General features: G+C 64.3%; 19 protein-coding genes. 8 read left to right on the top strand and 11 right to left on the bottom strand.

Features of this window, described 5'->3' with window-relative positions; all coding sequences use genetic code 11:
- Positions 1-3: 3 nt before the first annotated feature.
- The 6 genes from ccmI to LB529_RS18215 form a co-directional block, all read right to left on the bottom strand.
- Positions 4-1140, bottom strand: coding sequence for a c-type cytochrome biogenesis protein CcmI (gene ccmI, locus LB529_RS18240; RefSeq protein ID WP_224544166.1), 1137 nt, complete (start codon positions 1138-1140; stop codon positions 4-6).
- A 129-nt stretch (positions 1141-1269) separates the two neighbouring features.
- Positions 1270-1707, bottom strand: coding sequence for a hypothetical protein (locus tag LB529_RS18235; protein WP_224544167.1), 438 nt, complete (start codon positions 1705-1707; stop codon positions 1270-1272).
- Positions 1704-1847, bottom strand: coding sequence for a hypothetical protein (locus LB529_RS18230; protein WP_176476990.1), 144 nt, complete (start codon positions 1845-1847; stop codon positions 1704-1706). The genes LB529_RS18235 and LB529_RS18230 overlap by 4 nt, the downstream gene beginning before the upstream one ends.
- Positions 1844-3232 (bottom strand): ATP-binding protein, encoded by a 1389-nt coding sequence (locus tag LB529_RS18225; protein ID WP_224711874.1) that lies wholly within the window; start codon positions 3230-3232, stop codon positions 1844-1846. The genes LB529_RS18230 and LB529_RS18225 overlap by 4 nt, the downstream gene beginning before the upstream one ends.
- 22 nt (positions 3233-3254) lie before the next feature.
- Entirely contained in the window at positions 3255-3920 is a 666-nt protein-coding gene (locus LB529_RS18220) for a response regulator transcription factor (RefSeq protein WP_041002188.1), read from the bottom strand.
- 64 nt (positions 3921-3984) lie between these two features.
- Positions 3985-4284 carry a hypothetical protein gene (locus LB529_RS18215; protein WP_095766886.1) on the bottom strand — a complete coding sequence of 100 codons (300 nt, stop codon included), beginning with the start codon at positions 4282-4284 and terminating at the stop codon, positions 3985-3987.
- Between the two features lie 216 nt (positions 4285-4500).
- On the opposite strand from LB529_RS18215, the gene LB529_RS18210 reads away from it, so the two are divergent.
- A complete protein-coding gene (locus LB529_RS18210; RefSeq protein ID WP_224711873.1) occupies positions 4501-4887 on the top strand; it encodes an ester cyclase in 387 nt (128 codons plus the stop codon).
- Between the two features lie 167 nt (positions 4888-5054).
- On the opposite strand, the gene LB529_RS18205 is transcribed toward LB529_RS18210, so the two are convergent.
- Together LB529_RS18205 and LB529_RS18200 are read right to left on the bottom strand one after the other, a co-directional pair.
- Positions 5055-5462 carry a DUF3168 domain-containing protein gene (locus LB529_RS18205; RefSeq protein ID WP_224544169.1) on the bottom strand — a complete coding sequence of 136 codons (408 nt, stop codon included), beginning with the start codon at positions 5460-5462 and terminating at the stop codon, positions 5055-5057.
- A 141-nt stretch (positions 5463-5603) separates the two neighbouring features.
- On the bottom strand, positions 5604-7157 hold the full coding sequence (locus LB529_RS18200) for a trimethylamine methyltransferase family protein (protein WP_224711872.1): 1554 nt from the start codon (positions 7155-7157) through the stop codon (positions 5604-5606).
- A gap of 348 nt (positions 7158-7505) precedes the next feature.
- Between LB529_RS18200 and LB529_RS18195 the strand changes: the two genes are divergently transcribed.
- The 7 genes from LB529_RS18195 to LB529_RS18165 all read left to right on the top strand — a co-directional run bounded on the left by LB529_RS18195 (position 7506) and on the right by LB529_RS18165 (position 14304).
- Positions 7506-8228 carry a hypothetical protein gene (locus tag LB529_RS18195; protein ID WP_224529875.1) on the top strand — a complete coding sequence of 241 codons (723 nt, stop codon included), beginning with the start codon at positions 7506-7508 and terminating at the stop codon, positions 8226-8228.
- Positions 8229-8553: 325 nt separating this feature from the next.
- The gene (locus tag LB529_RS18190; protein ID WP_224628771.1) at positions 8554-10713 is read left to right on the top strand and encodes a transglycosylase domain-containing protein; all 2160 of its coding nucleotides are present in this window, start codon (positions 8554-8556) and stop codon (positions 10711-10713) included.
- 80 nt (positions 10714-10793) lie between these two features.
- Entirely contained in the window at positions 10794-11378 is a 585-nt protein-coding gene (locus LB529_RS18185; protein ID WP_224545666.1) for a DUF1214 domain-containing protein, read from the top strand.
- The gene (locus tag LB529_RS18180; protein WP_140845761.1) at positions 11371-11919 is read left to right on the top strand and encodes a DUF1254 domain-containing protein; all 549 of its coding nucleotides are present in this window, start codon (positions 11371-11373) and stop codon (positions 11917-11919) included. Before LB529_RS18185 ends, LB529_RS18180 begins: the two co-directional genes overlap by 8 nt.
- 396 nt (positions 11920-12315) lie before the next feature.
- A complete protein-coding gene (locus LB529_RS18175; RefSeq protein WP_224607653.1) occupies positions 12316-13323 on the top strand; it encodes a DUF2336 domain-containing protein in 1008 nt (335 codons plus the stop codon).
- Positions 13324-13520: 197 nt separating this feature from the next.
- Positions 13521-13949, top strand: a complete 429-nt coding sequence (locus LB529_RS18170) for a MerR family transcriptional regulator (protein ID WP_095767174.1) — start codon at positions 13521-13523, stop codon at positions 13947-13949.
- Positions 13885-14304: a carboxymuconolactone decarboxylase family protein gene (locus LB529_RS18165; protein WP_140636153.1), complete on the top strand. Its 420-nt coding sequence runs from the start codon at positions 13885-13887 to the stop codon at positions 14302-14304. The genes LB529_RS18170 and LB529_RS18165 overlap by 65 nt, the downstream gene beginning before the upstream one ends.
- A 75-nt stretch (positions 14305-14379) precedes the next feature.
- Here LB529_RS18165 and LB529_RS18160 read toward each other — a convergent pair whose 3' ends face one another.
- The 3 genes from LB529_RS18160 to LB529_RS18150 form a co-directional block, all read right to left on the bottom strand.
- Entirely contained in the window at positions 14380-14727 is a 348-nt protein-coding gene (locus LB529_RS18160) for a DUF1491 family protein (protein ID WP_224711871.1), read from the bottom strand.
- Positions 14728-14796: 69 nt separating this feature from the next.
- Positions 14797-15585, bottom strand: coding sequence for a peptidoglycan-binding protein (locus LB529_RS18155; protein WP_224606428.1), 789 nt, complete (start codon positions 15583-15585; stop codon positions 14797-14799).
- Positions 15560-17296 (bottom strand): PAS domain-containing sensor histidine kinase, encoded by a 1737-nt coding sequence (locus LB529_RS18150; protein WP_224711870.1) that lies wholly within the window; start codon positions 17294-17296, stop codon positions 15560-15562. The genes LB529_RS18155 and LB529_RS18150 overlap by 26 nt, the downstream gene beginning before the upstream one ends.
- Between the last annotated feature and the right edge of the window lie 387 nt (positions 17297-17683).

Raw genomic sequence — 17683 nt, 5'->3', positions numbered from 1 at the left:
GCCTTACTCCGTCGCCGTCACGCCGAGCGAGGCGGCGAAGGCGGTGAATTTCTTGGCCTGTTCACTGTCGGCACCAAAGGCGGCGACAGCGCGGCCGAGCGCGTCGCGCGCCTGGTCGGCCTTGCCAAGCACGACATAGGAACGGATGAGCCGCATCCATCCTTCCTCGTCGCGGGGATTCTGCTTCAATTTGTCGTCGAGACCGGCGACCATGGTCTCGATCATCGCCTGCCGGTCCTGCGGCGACATCTGTTGCGCGGCTTCCGCCTGTTGCGCGTCGGGGCCGTTGGCCGATGCGGCATCGGCGACAGCAGGCTCCCCGGCCTCGGCAAGCGCCTGCCGGACGGCGCTGCGCCAGGGCGAATCCGGCGCGAGCTGGCCGAGCATCTTTTTCCAGGCGGCAACGGCATCGGCCTTCTTGCCTTCCTGTGCCAGGCCCACCGCCAGATAGAAATTCGCCTTGGCGTTGGCCGGATCGAGCTTCAGGGCCGCCTCGAAGGCTTTTTGAGCGTCGGCCGAAACAATGCCGCCGGCAGCGCTGGCGATCGCTTCGCCGAGACCCGACTGGCGCACGGCGCTGTCGCCATCGAGGCGGATGGCGTTGCGATAGGCGGTCACGGCGTCGGGAAAGCGCTGCAGTCGAAGATAGATCGGAGCCAGCACGTCCCAGCCCTTGCCGTCCGACGGATTGGCGGCGAGATGGGCTTCGGCGCGGGCGACCAGCTCGTCGACCGAGGCATCGGCCGGGTTCTTGGCTAGACGTTCGGCCAGCGGCTGCGAAGGTAGATCGGGAGAGCCGAGCATTCCGTAGAGCCCCCAGCTCAGCAGGGGAACCGCAAGCACGGCTATGCTGGCGACCCACTTGGCGCTGCGCGCAGGCTTGAGTATTGCCGCGTCCGGCTGCACGACCGCGCCCAGACGCAGGATGCGGCGGCCGATCTCGGCACGCGCCTCGTCGGCCTCCCCGGGCTGGATCAGGCCGCGCGCCATGTCGCGGTCGAGCTCGGACAGCTGGTCGCGATAGACTTCGAGATCGTGATCGCCGGCCGGCGACGCGCCTTTCATGCCGCCGGTAAGCGGCAACAGCACGGCCAGGCTGGCGCCCAGCGTGAGGATTGCGGCTATGACCCAGAACAGCATGGTCCTTCCAATAAAGGCAGAGCCCTGCCCTGCCAACACGGACGTACTGCGACGCTTTGACGGCAAACGCGCCGTCCGACCTTGATCGAGGTCAATCCGACCGAATAACGGGGCCGGCCGGGTTTCTTTCTAGGTCAGCGGCGTCCAGCTGCCGTCGGCATTGCGGCAGGCGGTGCCGCGTGCGGTGACACCCGCGCCGCTCGTATAGACGGTATGGGTGTACTGGCGGCAATCCTGCGAGCCGACCCTATAAGGCTGGGCGGCGACGACCTCGCCATAATGCGAGGAGTTGTCGCTCTTCCACGTCACCTTCTGGCCGCTGGTGTTGTATTCCAGCGCCTTGTATTCCGCTTCCAGGCCCTTGCGCTTTTCGGCATCGCTGAGGCCCGAACCGATCGACCCGCCGATAAGCCCGCCATTCATGGCCGAAACGATGCCGGTCGACACCTTGCCGCCGGCCGGCGGCGTGGAAACAGGCGTGACGGGAGAGGTCGGACCACCCTTGCCCAGGGTCGTGCAGCCGGAAACGGCGAGCAGGGCGGAAACGAGCGCGACGCGAATCTTCATGCCGACAACCGGTTCTCTTCAGCGGGATGGAACTGGATGGACTGGGGGCGCGCCATCAGGACGTTTTCATCGCCATAGTGTTGATATTTGTCGGAAATTTGGCCGTCGGCCGCTGCTCGCAAATCGATAAAAAACATCATTGAAGGCTCCGCAATCCCACCACCGCCCTCAAGCCGCCCATGCCGGACCGTTCCAGCGCCAGCGAGCCTCCATACTCGTTGACGAGGTCGGCGACAATGGCCAGCCCGAGCCCTGTTCCCGGCTTCGTCTCGTCGAGTCTCTTGCCACGTTTCAAAACTTCCCGCGCGCTGTCCTCGGGAATGCCCGGGCCATCATCCTCTATAACGATTTCGAACATGTTGCTCATTCCCGGTGCAAGCGCGACCGAAACGGCAACAGCGCTCTTTGCCCATTTCATCGCATTGTCGAGCAGGTTGCCGAGCAATTCCTCCAGATCCTCGCGCTCGCCGGCAAAGACGATCTCCGCCGGCGGCAGCGACAGCGTCAGCCTGGTTTGCGGATTGAGTTTCCGCAACACGCGCACCATGCGCTCGACCAGCGGCGAAACCGGCGTGCGGAAAACGACGCTGTCGCGTTGCGCGGCGACACGCGCGCGCTGCAGATAGTGGTCGACCTGCTTCTGCATGGAGGCGGCCTGCTCGGCGATCAACTGGCCCTTGGCGCCGCCGAGCGCGCGGCCCTCATTGATCAGCACGGCTAAAGGCGTCTTCAGCGAATGGGCAAGGTTGCCGACCTGGGTGCGCGAGCGCTCGACGATGCGCCTGTTGTTCTCGATCAGCGCATTGGTCTCGCTGGCCAGCGGCTCGATCTCGGCCGGGAAGCTGCCGTCGAGCCGCTGCGCGGTGCCCTCGCGCACCATGGCGAGCGCATTGCGGACCCGGCGCAAAGGCTGGAGACCCAGCAGGATGGCGATGGCATTGATGGCGATCATGCCGACGCCGAACAGCGAGAGATAGGTGAGCAGGCGACGCTGGAAGCTCGCAATCTCCTGCTCGAGCTCGCTGTGGTTGCCCATGACGCGGAAACGCGCGGCGCGGTTCTTGGCGTCGAGCACGAACTCGCTCTCGAACACTTCGAGCCGCTCGCCCTTGATGCCCTCCATCGAGTAGCTGCGCTGGAAGTTCGCATTGAACGGGACCTCCGCGACGCTCGGCGACAGGAGCGAGGTCGTCATCGAGGAGGAATGGATTTCGCCATGCACGCCTTCGGAGGCAGGCTCCACCGACCAGTACCAGCCGGAATTCGGCTCGGAAAAGCGCAGGTCGCCGAGGTCAGGCGAGCCGGTCAGCGCGCCGTTGTCGGAAATGCCGACGGAGCCGATCAGGTTGAACAAATGCGCCGAAAGCAGGCTGTCGAAGCCGCGCTCGCTGGCCTGGCGGTAAAGCGTGGTGATGAGGGTGAAGATGACAACCAGAGTCAGGATCGCCCAGATGGTGGAAAAGGCGATGACGCGGAAGGTCAGCGAGCGCGGCCAGAGCCGCAGCTTCGAAAGCCGCATTTCCATGGTTGGCTTCAGCGGTTCCGCGTCACGCCTCCGGCTCACGCATGCGATAGCCCATGCCCCGCACGGTTTCGATCATGTCGATGCCCATCTTCTTGCGAAGCCGGCCGACAAACACTTCTATCGTGTTGGAATCGCGATCGAAATCCTGATCGTAGAGATGCTCGACCAGCTCGGTGCGCGACACCACCTCACCCATATGGTGCATCAGATAGGCGAGCAGCCGGAACTCGTGCGAGGTGAGCTTGAGCGGCACGCCGTTGACGTCGGCCTTGGACGCCTTGGTGTCCAGGCGCAACGGCCCGCAGGTGAGTTCAGACGAGGCATGGCCGGCCGCGCGGCGGATCAGCGCCCGCACCCGCGCCAGCACCTCCTCGATGTGGAAGGGTTTGGTCACATAATCGTCGGCGCCGGCGTCGATGCCGGCCACCTTGTCGCTCCAGCGGTCGCGCGCGGTCAGGATCAGCACCGGCATCTTGCGGCCGCCGCGGCGCCAGCGCTCGACGACGCTGATGCCGTCCATCTGCGGCAGGCCAATATCGAGGACGACGGCATCGTAAGGCTCAGTGTCGCCGAGGAAGTGCCCCTCCTCGCCGTCATAAGCGCGGTCGACCACATAGCCGGCATCGACCAGCGCGTCGGCCAGTTGCCGGTTGAGATCCTTGTCATCCTCGACGACGAGCACGCGCATGGGATTGAAGCCTGTTGTTGGGTAGACCTATAGGCCGATTCCGCCAGCCTGGGAAACGACAGGGTCAGCCCATCGGAACGACGATTTCCGAGCGGCGCGGACGCTGGCCTTCCTTGCCGGGAACCAGAACGACAATCACGCAGACCTGCTGGCCGCCCCGCGTCGCCTGCGAGGCCTTGGCCAGCGTGCCGCCATTCTGCGCGGCGACCTGCTGGCCGATGGCGTAGCAATCGCTGGCGGCGAGCACCACCGGCCGATCGACCGACGGCTCGGTGACCGGCAGGGCAATCGCCTGCGACGCAAAGAGGCCGGCTGCGGCAAGCGCCAGCACTGCTTTGCGGAGATGAGGGCCAAACTTTTTCATGATCACGGTTCTAACGCATATGGGCTGAACGTGAAATGAACGGTGAACGATCGAAAATCCATGCCCGCCATGCCCCCTATGGACGCCAACGCTCCCTCAAGCCCGGGTGCAAATTCATAGCCGGAAAATAAGTCGGTCCGCTACGCTTTTCGGCCTGCCGATTCCGCGCCCCGCGCTACCTAGTGTAGAAACGCGGGACGGCCATGGGAGGATGCGATGACGCGTGCGGATATTGCCCATCTCTACCGGGGCTACATCGCCTGCCTTAACGAGCAGGACTGGGGCAATCTCGGCCGGTTCGTCGGCGAGGAGGTTCAGTATAGTGGCGAGACGATCGGGCTGTCGGGGTATCGGCGCATGCTGGAAGACGATTTCGAGGCCATTCCCGACCTGCGCTTCAACATCGAGTTTCTTATCTCGGAGCCGCCGCGCGTGGCGGCGCGCCTGCATTTCGACTGCCATCCCAAAGGCGTGCTGTTCGGCCTGCCGGTCCACGGCAGGCGGGTTTCTTTCGCCGAGAACGTGTTCTACGAATTCCACGACAGCCGCATAAGGGAGGTCTGGTCGGTCATCGACAAGGCCGCGATCCAGGCGCAGCTTTAGGGTGTATCGATGTTCAGGTGAGGCTGGCCTGCAAATGCCGGCTTTCTGCGCTTCCGGTGCTCACGTATTTTAAGTACGCTCCGCACCGGTTCTCGGAAGCCATCCAGTTTGGTCGCTTCGCGCCCGTCTTCGACTCCGACCCGGCCTGATCTGAATCTCAACACACCCTATGCACTTTCCTGGGTCAGCGCGCGGAAGCGCAGCAATCCATGATAGACTGCAAGATCCTCGTCATAGCGCGCCTCGGCGAATTCCAGGGACAGGCGCGTCTGGCCGCGCGGGCCAATGGACAGCGCCGCGCCATCGAGGCTCGCCTTGATGCTGTCCATGATGAGGCGTGTCTCGGCTTCGCCCTGGGCTTTCGACCAGACGTGCAAGGTGACCAGCTGGTCATTGTCGTTGTCGACGCCGGTCTCGAGGTCGAAGGCGCTGGTGCGGCCGTATGTGACGTGCGGAAAGGCGGCCTTGTCGCTCGCCTGCTCGAGCAGGCCCGCGCCGCCAAGCAGCGCCGACAGCGACTCATCGGTCTTCAGCCTCAGGAACAAGGCCTGCATCAAATCGCCAGGCGCCGTCATCTACAGTCCATCGCCAACATGTCTCCGCGCCGCAGCCAATTCCGGCAGCGTAGCCGCGCTCGCGATCCGATGCCAGATCGCAAATCGATTTGAGTATAGCGTGAAGGGCGAAGGTCTAGAATTTATTATGTTTTAGTCAAATCATGAGACCGGAGCCGCGCCGCCTTCTTCGGTGCGCCTGGCAATGAACTCGTCGAGCACTCCCGCGGCGGCGGCAGCGGTGGCCGGCGGCTGGAAGTCGGCGACAATCCGCTTCCAGATGCCGGTCGCGCGCTCCGTGGCTGTCTTGCCGCCAGCTTGCGTCCAATTGCCGAAGTTCGACCAGTCGGCCACCAGCGGCTCGTAGAAGGCGCTGCGGTAGCGCGTCATGGTGTGGGTGGCCGAGAAGAAATGACCTCCGGGCTGCACTTCGGCAATCGCTTCGAAGCCAATTGCATCCTCGTCGCCCGGCGTCGTGGCGCAAAGCTCGGCGACCGTCTGCAGCGCCTCGACGTCGGTGATCAGCTTTTCCAGCGAGACGCTGAGACCGCCTTCCAGCCAGCCGGCGGCGTGGATGCAGACGGTGGCGCCGGCCAGCACCGAGCCCCACAGCGCGAACTGGGTCTCGTGCGCGGCCTGCGCGTCGGAGACATTGGCGGCGCTGCCGCCGCCGGAGCGCCAGGGCAGGCCGATGTGGCGAGCCAGCTGCCCCGCCCCAAGCGTCGCCTTGACGTGCTCCGGCGTGCCGAAGGCCGGAGCGCCGGACTTCATGTCGACATTGGACGAGAAGGAGCCATAGACCACCGGCGCGCCAGGCCGCACGATCTGGGCCAGCGTCAATCCGGCGAGCGCCTCGGCATGCTGCAAGGTCAGCGCGCCGGCGACCGTGATCGGCGCCATAGCGCCCGCCAGGCAGAAAGGCGTGATGACCAGGACCTGACCGGCCTTGGCGAAGTCGATGATGCCTTGCGCCATCGGGATATCCAGCTGGCGCGGCGAGTTGGTGTTGATGACGGTGTAGCAATAGGCACCGGCGCGGAACTCGTCCTGCGAGAGGCCGCGCGCCAGGCGGATCATCTCGAAGCCGTCCTCGACCTGCGGGGTGCCACGCGCGAAGACGAAGGGGAACTTGTCCGACAGCGTCAGCTGCGCCCGGTTGACGGCATAGTGGCGGAAGCGGTTGTCGAGTTCCTGCGGCTCGACGCAAGGCCCGAGCATATGCAGCACGTCGAAATGCTGGACCAGCTTGATGAATTGCTCGAAGGCGGTGAGCGTTCCCGGCCGGCGGCCGCGCTCGAGATCGGTGACATTAGGGGCTCCGGAGCCAGCAAGGAAGGTCATCGAGCCGAGCTCGAGCGTCAGGTCGCGGGAGCGGTCGCCGCCGAGTGCCGGAATCGTGCGCGGCGCCGAGGCGAGCGCGGCTTCGACCATGTCGCGACCGATCCTGACCATCTGGCTGTCTTCGTCGACAAATGCACCGGCCTTGCCGTAGATCGTCCGCGCCTCGGGCAGCAGCACCTTGATGCCTAGCTCCTCCAGCACGCGCAGCGCGGTAGCGTGGATGGCCGCGACCTGATCGTCGGAAAAGATCGGCTGCGGCAGGAACGGGTTCTTCAGTGACCGGTAGTTCGGATGGCGGCTCGACTCGCTGCCGGCCTCCCCGGTGCGTCCCCGGCGGCGCTCGCGCCTGAGATCGCGTGCGGCTTCCTCAATCATGGCGGTTCCTCCTCATTGCCGCATCGCCTTGCCTTCGGCGTCGTAGGGGCGAGGCCGCGATGACGCGCGCCGGCCGTTCGACCCCGACAATGTGTACGGAAAGCTCGGTCCCCTCCCCGGCTAAACCGTCATCGGGCAACGCCAGGGCGACGCTCTTGGCGACCCTGTAGCAATGCACCCTGCCGGCGCTGAGGTTCCTATCTGTTCGTTCAAGCCGACGACCGTTGGACACCCACGTCTCGCGACCTTCCGAAGAATCGGATGCATTTTGGAACAATTAAAGATTGTTTCAGTTCAAGGTCCATCACAAAGCCGCGTCATTTCAAGGCAGCGAGTTGACGGCATCCAATGACGACGGGCCAGGACAAAACCAGCGATCAAACCCTGCAATGCCTCACGACCGAACATTTCGTGTTGCAGACGGCGCGGTCGGCCACCATCCAGGAAGCCAATTCGCGGGCAGACCTTTTCCTGACCGCCGTTTCCAGCACGACCGTCGCGCTGGCATTCGTCGCTCAAGTAACGCGCATGGGGCAGCCATTCGTTTTTTTCAGTCTGATCCTGCTTCCCTGCCTGTATTTCATCGGCATCGTCACCTTCGTTCGGGCGGTCCAAGTCGCAATCGAGGACATGGTCCTCGCACGTGGCATGGCTCGCATCCGGCACTATTTCGTGGAGACGGCTCCAGGCGTGGAGAAATACTTGATCCACTCCCGTCACGACGACGACGAGGCATTGCTCGTCAGCAAAGCCCTTCATTCCTCGCATTGGCAGTCATTCATGAGCACAGCGGGGATGGTGAGCGTCGTCGCGAGTGTCATCGCAGGTGTCTTCGCCGGCGTGCTGGCGAAAGCCGTCGCAATCCTGGGTATCATTCCGGCAACCGGAATTGGCATGTTGGTATTCGCCGTCAGCGTCTTCGCCCTTCGTCGATACCAAGAGGCTAGATGGAATGCTGTCGAACATATGCTGGACGTGCGGTTCCCAAGCACCACAGCTGCCTCCCGTGGCGCCGGCCGTTCAGATGAACGGGTCGAGAGCACCCCGGAGCATAATCGTGCGAGTCTATGAATTTGCGCGGTAAGAATGGGCCAACCTCGCGTGACAGACGCCTCGATGCGGCAAGGCGCGCGTCAGCCATCTCGCCGCCTATCTGCGCTCTTTCATCGGCCAGGAACCGACCGAGGCGGATGCAGTGCATCGTATGCGATTCATCGCAGCGCGGTGATTTCGATCGGCCGTTGACGGCCAGCACACCTCCGATCAACAAAGCTGGTGCTGTGGCTTCGCTGCCCTTGTGAGCGGTGATAAAATGGTCGAATAGTTTGACAGGGTGCCACCCTGAAACTGCCCGCATGCTGTTTTCGGGCGAAAGGGCGTTGGGGCGGAAGTCGGAATGGCAAGTCCTTCGAAACCACGCAAGAGGAGAAGAGGCCGCATCGCTTCGGCGCTGCTCGGCGTCGACGCTTGGTTCGATAGCTCGCTCTACGAGATCGGCTTCAAGGCCCGCGAATTCTGGGAAGCGGCGACCATCTTTTCCCGCCGTTTCCGGGTGCATGGCTGGCGCCGCACGGTCATCGAGGTGCTGAGCGAAGGGTTCACCATGGGCGCCGGCGGCTTCGTGGTGCTGCTCGCGCTCGCCATGCCCGCCTTCGACATCACCACCGGCGACTGGCGCAGCCAGGGCGACTTCGCCGTGACCTTCCTGGATCGCTACGGCAACGAGATCGGCCAGCGCGGTATCATCCAGCGCGATTCCGTGCCGGTCGACGAGATGCCCGACATCGTCATCAAGGCGGTGCTGGCGACCGAGGACCGGCGTTTCTTCGACCATTACGGCATCGATGTCCTCGGCCTGTCGCGCGCGATCTTCGAGAATGTGCGCGCCAACTCCGTGGTCCAGGGCGGCTCCAGCATCACGCAGCAGCTCGCCAAGAACCTGTTTCTCTCCAACGAGCGCACATTGGAGCGCAAGATCAAGGAAGCCTTCCTGTCGCTATGGCTGGAAGCAAACCTGTCCAAGAAAGAGATCCTGCAGCTCTATCTCGACCGCGCCTATATGGGCGGCGGCACGTTCGGCATCGAGGCGGCGGCGGATTTCTATTTCGGCAAGAGCGTCAAGGATCTGAGCCTCGCCGAAGCGGCGATGCTGGCCGGCCTGTTCAAGGCGCCGACCAAATACGCCCCGCACATCAACCTGCCGGCGGCCCGTGCCCGCGCCAATGTGGTGCTGTCAAACCTGGTCGATGCCGGTTTCATGACCGAGGGCCAGGTGCTGCAGGCGCGCCTGCATCCGGCCGACGTCGTCGATCGCGGCGAGCAGAAGAGCCCGGATTATTTCCTCGACTGGGCCTTCGACGAGGTCAAGAAGATCGCCAAGCCCGGCCAGCACTCGCTGGTCGCCCACACCACTTTCGACGCCAACATCCAGAAGGCGGCCGAGGAGTCGGTCGAGTTCCATCTTCGCCAGTTCGGCAAGGAATACAATGTCACCGAAGGCGCGGTGGTGGTGATCGAGACCAACGGCGCGGTGCGCGCCATCGTCGGCGGACGGGATTATGGCACCAGCCAGTTCAACCGCGCCACCAAGGCTCTGCGCCAGACCGGTTCATCCTTCAAACCTTATGTCTACGCCACAGCGATGGAGCACGGGTTCACGCCGGACTCGGTGGTTTCCGGCGGCGCGATCAGCTGGGGCAGCTGGTCGCCGCACAATTACAGCGGCGGATCGGCCGGCAACGTGACGCTGCTCACGGCGATCGCCAAGTCGATCAACACGGTGCCGGTGCGGCTCGCCAAGGATTACCTCGGCATCGGCCCGATCAAGGCGATGGCCGAATCGATGGGCGTGGAATCGCCACTGGAAGCGCACAAGACCATGGTGCTCGGCACATCCGGCATGACGGTGATGGACCAGGCGACGGGCTACAGCGTCTTTGCGCAGAACGGTTTCGTCGGCTCGCGCCACGGCATCACCCAGCTCGTCACCCGCACCGGCGACGTGGTCTATGACTGGGCCAAGGACGCGCCGCCACCGCACCGCGTGCTGTCGGAAAAGGCGCTGAAATACATGAACACCATGCTGGCGGCGGTGCCGGTTATCGGCACCGCGAGACGCGCCCAGCTTCCGAACATCGTCGTTGCCGGCAAAACCGGGACGACGCAATCCTACCGCGACGCCTGGTTCGTCGGCTTCACCGGCAATTACACAGCCGCCGTCTGGCTCGGCAATGACGACTTCACGGCGACCAACAAGATGACAGGCGGCTCGCTGCCGGCGATGGTCTGGCAGCGGCTGATGGTCTACGCGCATCAGAACATCGATCTGAAGCCGATCCCCGGTCTCGACAATCCTTGGGTCGATCCGGAGGTCGCGGCCAAGGCCGAGGAAGCGGCCAAGAAGGAAGCCGACGCAGCGGCGGCGCAAGCCGAGGCCGAGCGCCCGCCGGTGCTTTCCAGCCGCACCAGCCAAACGTTACGGGACATGACCAGGGCGTTCCAGGCCGCGCCGGCGCTCGTTGCGCCCACCATGCCGGAGACGCTTTCGGCGCTTTAGGGCGGCCGTCGCGTGAAGCCGGCTTGCCACGGCACCCCGCGCCGCGATATCCCGGGCAACCTCCTCTGTTTGCGGCTCTCATGCTCAAGAACGCCATCCTGACGCTGCTTTCGCTTGCCATAGCCATCGGGCTTGGCGGCTACAGCGTCTGGTATGCGCTCAACGCGCAGGACGGCGTGGGCGCGATCCGCATCGGCCAATGGACCGCTTTCCCGGAAGTCGGGACACTGGCCGCCGACCCTTATTCCAAGGCGCGCGTGGCACGCGAGGGCGTGCTGGCGCTCGGCCAGGCCGAGGGACTTGCCTTCGTTGCCGAGCGCGACGATGCCGGCGAGCCGCTGAAACGCGAATGCACCTATACGATCGAAGGCGGTTATCCGACCGCCCGCTTCTGGACGCTCTATGCCGCCGACCAGTCGCTTGGCGTGATCGACACAGGCAAGCCGAGGCAGTCGGCGCTGCAATCCTACGAAGTGCTGCGCCAGCCCGACAATTCCGTCGTCATCTCCGTCGGCAGCCGCCCGGCGCCCGGAAACTGGCTGCTGACCGGCGGCTCCGGCAAGATGTATTTCGTGCTGACCTTCTACGACACGCCGATCGCCTCGAGCACCGGCCTCTCGGACGTGACACTGCCGCGCATCCTGAAGGCGGGCTGCAATGCGTAGACTGCTGCATGCCCTGATCCTCGGCCTGCTCGGCGCCGGCATCGTGCACATCGTTGTGCTGTTCCTGGTGCCGGAATTTTCCGAACGCGATGCCTGGTCGCGCCTGGCGATGGCATCCGACTTCTACAAGATGACGCGGCTAGACGCTGAGGCCGGCGGCGCGCCGGTGGTGAAGTCGGTGGATCCATTGTTTTATGCGGCCGCCTGCCGCTTCAACCTTGCCGACGGGCTGGTCAGGATCAGGGCGCCGGGCGACGTGCCGTTCTGGTCGGCCTCGGTCTACGACCGCAACGGCCACAACATCTATTCCTTCAACGACCACAACGCCAATGGCGAGAAGCTCGACGCGGTGGTGTTGACGCCGGCGCAGATGATCGACGTGCGGCGCGACCTTCCGGAGGATCTGCAGGGCGCGATCTTCGTCGAGGCGCCGATCGAGGAAGGCATTTTCGTCGTCCGCGCCTTTGTGCCGGACGGGAGCTGGAAGCCGATCGTGTCACGCTTCCTCGATCAGGGCGCCTGCGAATTGCAGGACTACTGAGAAAGGCGCCCGATCAGTGATGCGGCTTGGCAGGAGGCGGAGAGCCCGGCCTGTCGGAGCTGCTGTCGCCGGGCCGTGCCTCACCGGCCTGCGGATGCAACTCGTAACGGACGCCGGGGAAAATGATGACCGCCGCCGCCGTCGTGGTGTCGTGACTTGCTCGATTTACTGGTGCCGCTCGCGGCACAAAAGACAGGACCATGCCCATGGTTCGCGCATTCCTCTCGGTTTGACCGGAGCACAACGCAACGCCTCCAAAGTTGATTAAGGGGCTTAGAGGGTTAACGGAGCGCTAACGGATCGCGGCTAATTTGACGTTTGTTTTCCTGAAGGTGCGAAACCGGCCCGGCCGGATTGCGCGGTTCGGGATTGTGTCGAGTATCGGGCGTATCCTCCGTGTCATCTTCCGATTTCAGGCAAATCGCTATCCGGACCGAAGCGGGAAAGGCCGAAAGGCTGTTCCGCGCCGCCGTGTCGGCCTTCTGCTCGCTGACGCGTCCCTCGCGCCGAGAGATCGCCCAGCTCGAAGACCTGACGCTGCCGCTGTTCGACGAAGTCTCGGTCGAGTCGCGCCGCTACGTCGCTGCCGCCCTTTCCGAATGCGACTACGCGCCGACCGCGCTGGTCAGGCGGCTGGCTGAAGAGCCGGTCGAGATCGCAGCCCCCCTGCTCACCCGCTCCAACGCGCTGAGCGATATCGACCTCATCGCGCTGATCGGCCGGCACGGCCTACCGCATGCGCGCGCCATTGCGCGCCGCAAGGAGCTCAACCCGACGATCGCCGACCTGATCCGCGTGCTGGAAAGGCCGACGCTGGTCAAGGCACGGCCGCCCGAGACGGTCACCAGGCTTGCGCCGAAACCCGAGCCGGCGGCCAAGGCGGATACCGACCGTCCCGCGCCAGGCGAAGCCGCGGAGCACGCGCGGCGCCGCCTACGGGCGATGATGCGCCCGACCGGCGACGCTGCGGACGTCAACACCTTCCTTGGCCAGCCGGCCTATGTGAAATTGCGCGAGACGGCGCTGACGGGGAACCTGGCATTCTTCCAGACCGCGCTGGCCGATGTGCTGGAGATCGACTTCGCGACGGCCCGCTCGGTGACCGGGCAATCGGGCTATGTCGCGTTGCTTGCGGCGCTGCGTGCCCTCGACCTCAGCGAAGACAGGGCCTTCCTGATCGCCGTCGCGGTCTATCCCGGCGAGTTCCCGCATCCGCAGGCGATCCGCCTGTTCCTCGACAGCTATCGGCTGCTGCACCGCGAGACGGCGCTGGACAAGGTACGTGCCTGGAAGGCCGAGACGCTTTCGCGGGCGATCCGCGGCAGTGCTTCCGATGCGGTTGACATCGAGAGCCGCGCAGCCTCGAACAGCGACGCGGCGAGTGCCAGCGTCAAGGCATCCTGATCGGTTTAAAGCGCCTCGCGCTGAAGGAACCCGGTGGCGACGCGCTTTAAGCGTTTGTTTTTTATCTTAAAATCAACGAGCCGATGTTCGTCGCGAGACCGGGCATTTCCGCGACACGACAAAGTAACAACGCCTCTTGACTTAGAGTGCGCTCTAACTCGTAGCTTTCTGGGCGTCGTGACGAAAGAATGGCATTGATGAAGATTGGCGAGCTGGCGAAGCGTTCGGGACTGTCTGCCTACACAATCCGTTACTATGAGCGGATCGGGCTGCTTCCCCATGCCGACAGGGACCAATCGGGCCAACGTGACTACGACGCATCAATCCTGACCTGGATAGAATTTCTCGACCGGCTCAAAACGACCGGGATGCCTATTCGGGAAATGCTGCGTTACGCGGCCTTGCGGGAGCGCGGCGCCGACACGGAAGCGGAGCGCGGCGCGCTGCTCAAGCAGCACCGTGAGCGTGTCCGTGCGCATGTGGCCAAACTGCAAGCCTGCCTTCTCGTCCTCGACACCAAGATCGCCGGATATGCCGGCGTGAAACAGAGGATGAAGGACTATGACGCATCAATCCCCGAACATCGGCGAAAGCCGGCTGGAACGCGGCAAGCGGGCGCTCGCTGAAATCGACGGCGAAGCCGGCCACAAAGTCATTGCCGCCCTGGCCGACATTGCCCCCGACTTCGCGAACTACGTGTTCGAGTTCTCGTTTGGCGACATCTACAGCCGCCCCGGTCTCGATCTGCGCGCCCGTGAGATCGCGACCATCGCGGCGCTGACAGCGATGGGAACCGCGACCCCGCAACTGAAAGTCCACATCGAGGCGGGGCTCAATGTCGGGCTGACCAAGGACGAAATCGTCGAAACCATCATCCAGATGACGGTTTATGCCGGCTTTCCCGCGGCGCTCAACGGGTTGTTTGCGGCCAAAGAAGTCTTCGCCGCCCGGTTTCCCGTCCAGAACGGGGAAGCGGCGTGATGAACCTTCTGCGCTTCGTTGGCCCGCGGCCGGCGCTCGTGCTCTCATGGTGATTCCCGTAGACGGTAAAACGCCCTAGTTGGCCTTCACCGAAAGAAGCTCTTCGACGGGAACGGTCCCGCCCTCGATCTCGACCACCCAGATGTCGGGATCGAATTTTTTCTCCCGCTCCAGCCGCGCATCGAAGGCCGAGCTGTCGTCGCTCGTGCCGAGCACGGCGAAAAAGCGCTCATCGGGCTTGGCCGAATCGTAGCTGGTCTGCGGCGCCGGCCCGTAGAAGGTCACCTCCCCCAGACGCCCGCGCGACAACACGAAGACGGCGCCGGCCTCGGTCGCGCCGCGCTTGACAACAGCGGCGAAGCCGCCGGCGCCGAACACGCGGCGCATAAGGGCCGAGACCCAGAGATCGGTGGTCACGCGCATGGGAAGGTTCCGGATGTCATGCGCGGTTTCTTACAGCAAGGATCAAAGAACCGAAACGATCGCTGCCGCTCAGTTCGTCAGGCCGATCTCGCGCATTTTAACATAAACGGCCTCGTCCGGCTCGCCGGTCTCGGGCAGCCCGAACAAGGCCTGGAATTCCTTGATCGCGGCCTTGGTGCGGGCACCGACCTTGCCGTCGAGCTGCATGTCGCCATTGCCGAACGCCTTGAGGCCGGCCTGGATCTTGACGATGCGGGCGTCGGGCGGCTGCGTGGCGCCATCGGCCGGAGCGGAGACCTGGATCACCTGCGGTTTGGCAGACGCGGCGACTGCGCCATCGGCCGGCCGCGGCATCGGGTGGGGAATGGCCGCCGTCGTCTGGCGGGCGCCAAGCTGGTCGAGCAGCGCGCCGTCAATCTCGCCCGACCCCGGCAGCCCCACTTTCAGCTGATAGGTCTGGATGGCCTTGCGCGTGGCCGGTCCGCTGAGGCCGTCGACCGTGCCGTCGTAGAAGTTGAGGTCCTTCAGAATGCCCTGCACCTGCTGGACGACCGGATCCGGCTTGGCCGCGGGCTGGGCCGGCGCCTGGCGCACGATGTTGATGGTGGTCTCCGGCTCGTCGGAGACCGTATGCGGGAAGTTCTCGATGCTTCGGGTGGCGAAGAACGCGCCGGTATGCGGAAAGGGCTGATACCAGAGCGCGTTGGCCGAGACGTAGAACAGCGTCACCAGGAAAGCGGTCGAGCCGCCGACCAGAACCGGGTTGCTGGCGATCAGTTGACCGACGGCAACCGCGCCCTCGGCAAGAACGCCGCGCTCGGGTTCGACCACCTTAGGCCGTTTTGCGGAGCGAGCCATTCCTCTCCCCATTTGCGTCCCCCTTCGGCTTGGCCGCCGGCATGGCCAGCACGCCGGATGGCGCACCGGATCGCCGCTTCGGCCCGTTCACCGGCAGGCCGATCGTCACCGTGGTGCCCTCACCCGGCGCGCTCTCGATCGACATCGTACCTTCGTGCAGCGCCACCAGGCCCTTGACCAGCGACAGGCCGAGTCCGGTTCCCTCGAAACGACGCGTGTAGTCGTTCTGGATCTGCATGAACGGCTTGCCAAGATTGGCCATGTCCTCCTCGGCGATGCCGATACCGGTGTCGCTCACCCAGAAATGCAGGTGCGAGCCGACGCGCTTGGCGCCGATCACCACGCTGCCGCCATCGGGCGTGAACTTCACCGCGTTCGAGGCGAGATTAATCAGAATCTGCTGGACCGCCCGGCGGTCGGCATTGATCTCGCCCGCATCCGGGGCAATCTGCGTGGCAAGAACTATGCTCTTGGCATCGGCCAGCGGTCGCATCATCGAGCGGCACATGTCGACGGCCTCGACAAAGCGGAACGGCTCCAGCTCGGTCGCATAGGCGCCCGCCTCGATGCGCGAAACATCGAGGATCGAGGTGACGACGGACAGCAGATGCTGGCCGGACTCCCTGACCAGGCCGACATATTCCTTCTGACGCGGATCCTTGAAGGGCCCGAACATCTCATGCAGGAGCATGTCGGAAAAGCCGAGGATCGCATTGAGCGGCGTGCGCAGCTCGTGGCTGACCACGGCCAGGAAGCGGCCCTTGGCCACTTCGGCAGCCGCAGCGGCTTCCCTCGCCTGCGCAAGCTCCTCGCGAAGTGCTGCGACATCGTCATTTTCGCGCAGAACCAGGGTGAAGATGTCGCGGTCGACTGCGCCGCGCAGCAGCTCGAGGCTGAACGGGCGGAAATTGTCGACCGCGCCAGAACCCTCGCGCGGCAAGCGGATGCGCAGATCAAGCTGGCGCTTCGGCGCGCCCTCGCGCATGTCGGCCAGAGCGGTGAGATAAGCGACGCGGTCGGAAAGATGGATGCGGTCGAACAGGCCGGTGCCGAGCAGAAGCTCGGGCGCCAATTTCAGGATCGAACGCGTCTTGGCGGACGCGTCGACCACTTCGCCCTGGCGCCCGAGGCGGAGCACGACGGCGTCGATGACGTCCTCGAGACGATCGCCGGCAGGCTCCGCCGACCCTAAGCCGGCCGGGCTGGCGAAGGCGGCGGCCCGCGGCAACAGCGTCAGCGCCCAGGCGAGCGGCAGCAGCCAATGCCAGGCGGCGATCTCGCCGAACGGCAGCAACTGCCCGGCAAAGGGCTGCAGCACGATAGCGGCAAGCGCCGCCAGCGCGCCCGTCAGTGCGGCGCGCCGCGACCCTGAGACCCACCAGCTTTCGACCGGCAATGCGACAGCAAGGAGTGCCGCCGGCGAGGCCAATCCGCCCGCCGCAGCGATAGCGCCGGCTAGGGCAAGCCCACCCAACGCGACCGCCATGCGGCCGGCAAGCGCCATATGGCCGGTGGCCGCCACCAGAAGCGCCGCGAACCAGCACAGGCCGAAAGCGGCAAAGATCGCGGCTATCGTGACGGCAGCGCCGAGACTTGAAGTGACCAGCGTGACCGCGGCGCCCGCGGCAAGGAAGGGCGCGGCGAGCATGACGCCGATGAAGCGGCGCTGGCGCAGGCGTTCCGCCTCACCCGTCACGGTCGGGTGAACCATGCGCTCGCAGCCGGCGGAAACCGCGCCAGGCAATTGAACGTATCTGGCTGAAATAGAACTCAACGCACGCGTACCCGGTCGTGAAAAACGCCTGCCTGGCAGGTGACTCATCAATTGGCTTGAAACTCGCATCCAGCGTTTAAGGAATGGATAAGGCTGGCGAAGCCGGCGACCGCGCCAAGGCAAATATTGTGATGCCAGCCCGGCAAAGCATGCCGAGTTGGCGCCATGGTAAACGGCGGGTTAGCCGCAAGGCCTGTGCCAAAACGGGCCGGAACTTGAACCGACTAAGTTCTGCCTGGAGTAAAATCGTTTAATAACAATGTGATACATGGTTATCATAAAGTTAACGAAGTCGATGAGATTCGACACAAGCCCATATCAAAA

It is taken from the genome of Mesorhizobium sp. CA5 (genome assembly GCF_020165105.1).
Classification (GTDB): Bacteria; Pseudomonadota; Alphaproteobacteria; order Rhizobiales; family Rhizobiaceae; genus Mesorhizobium.
The sequence above is the reverse complement of the archived record's forward strand: the minus strand, read 5'-3'. Positions and strand labels throughout refer to the sequence as shown.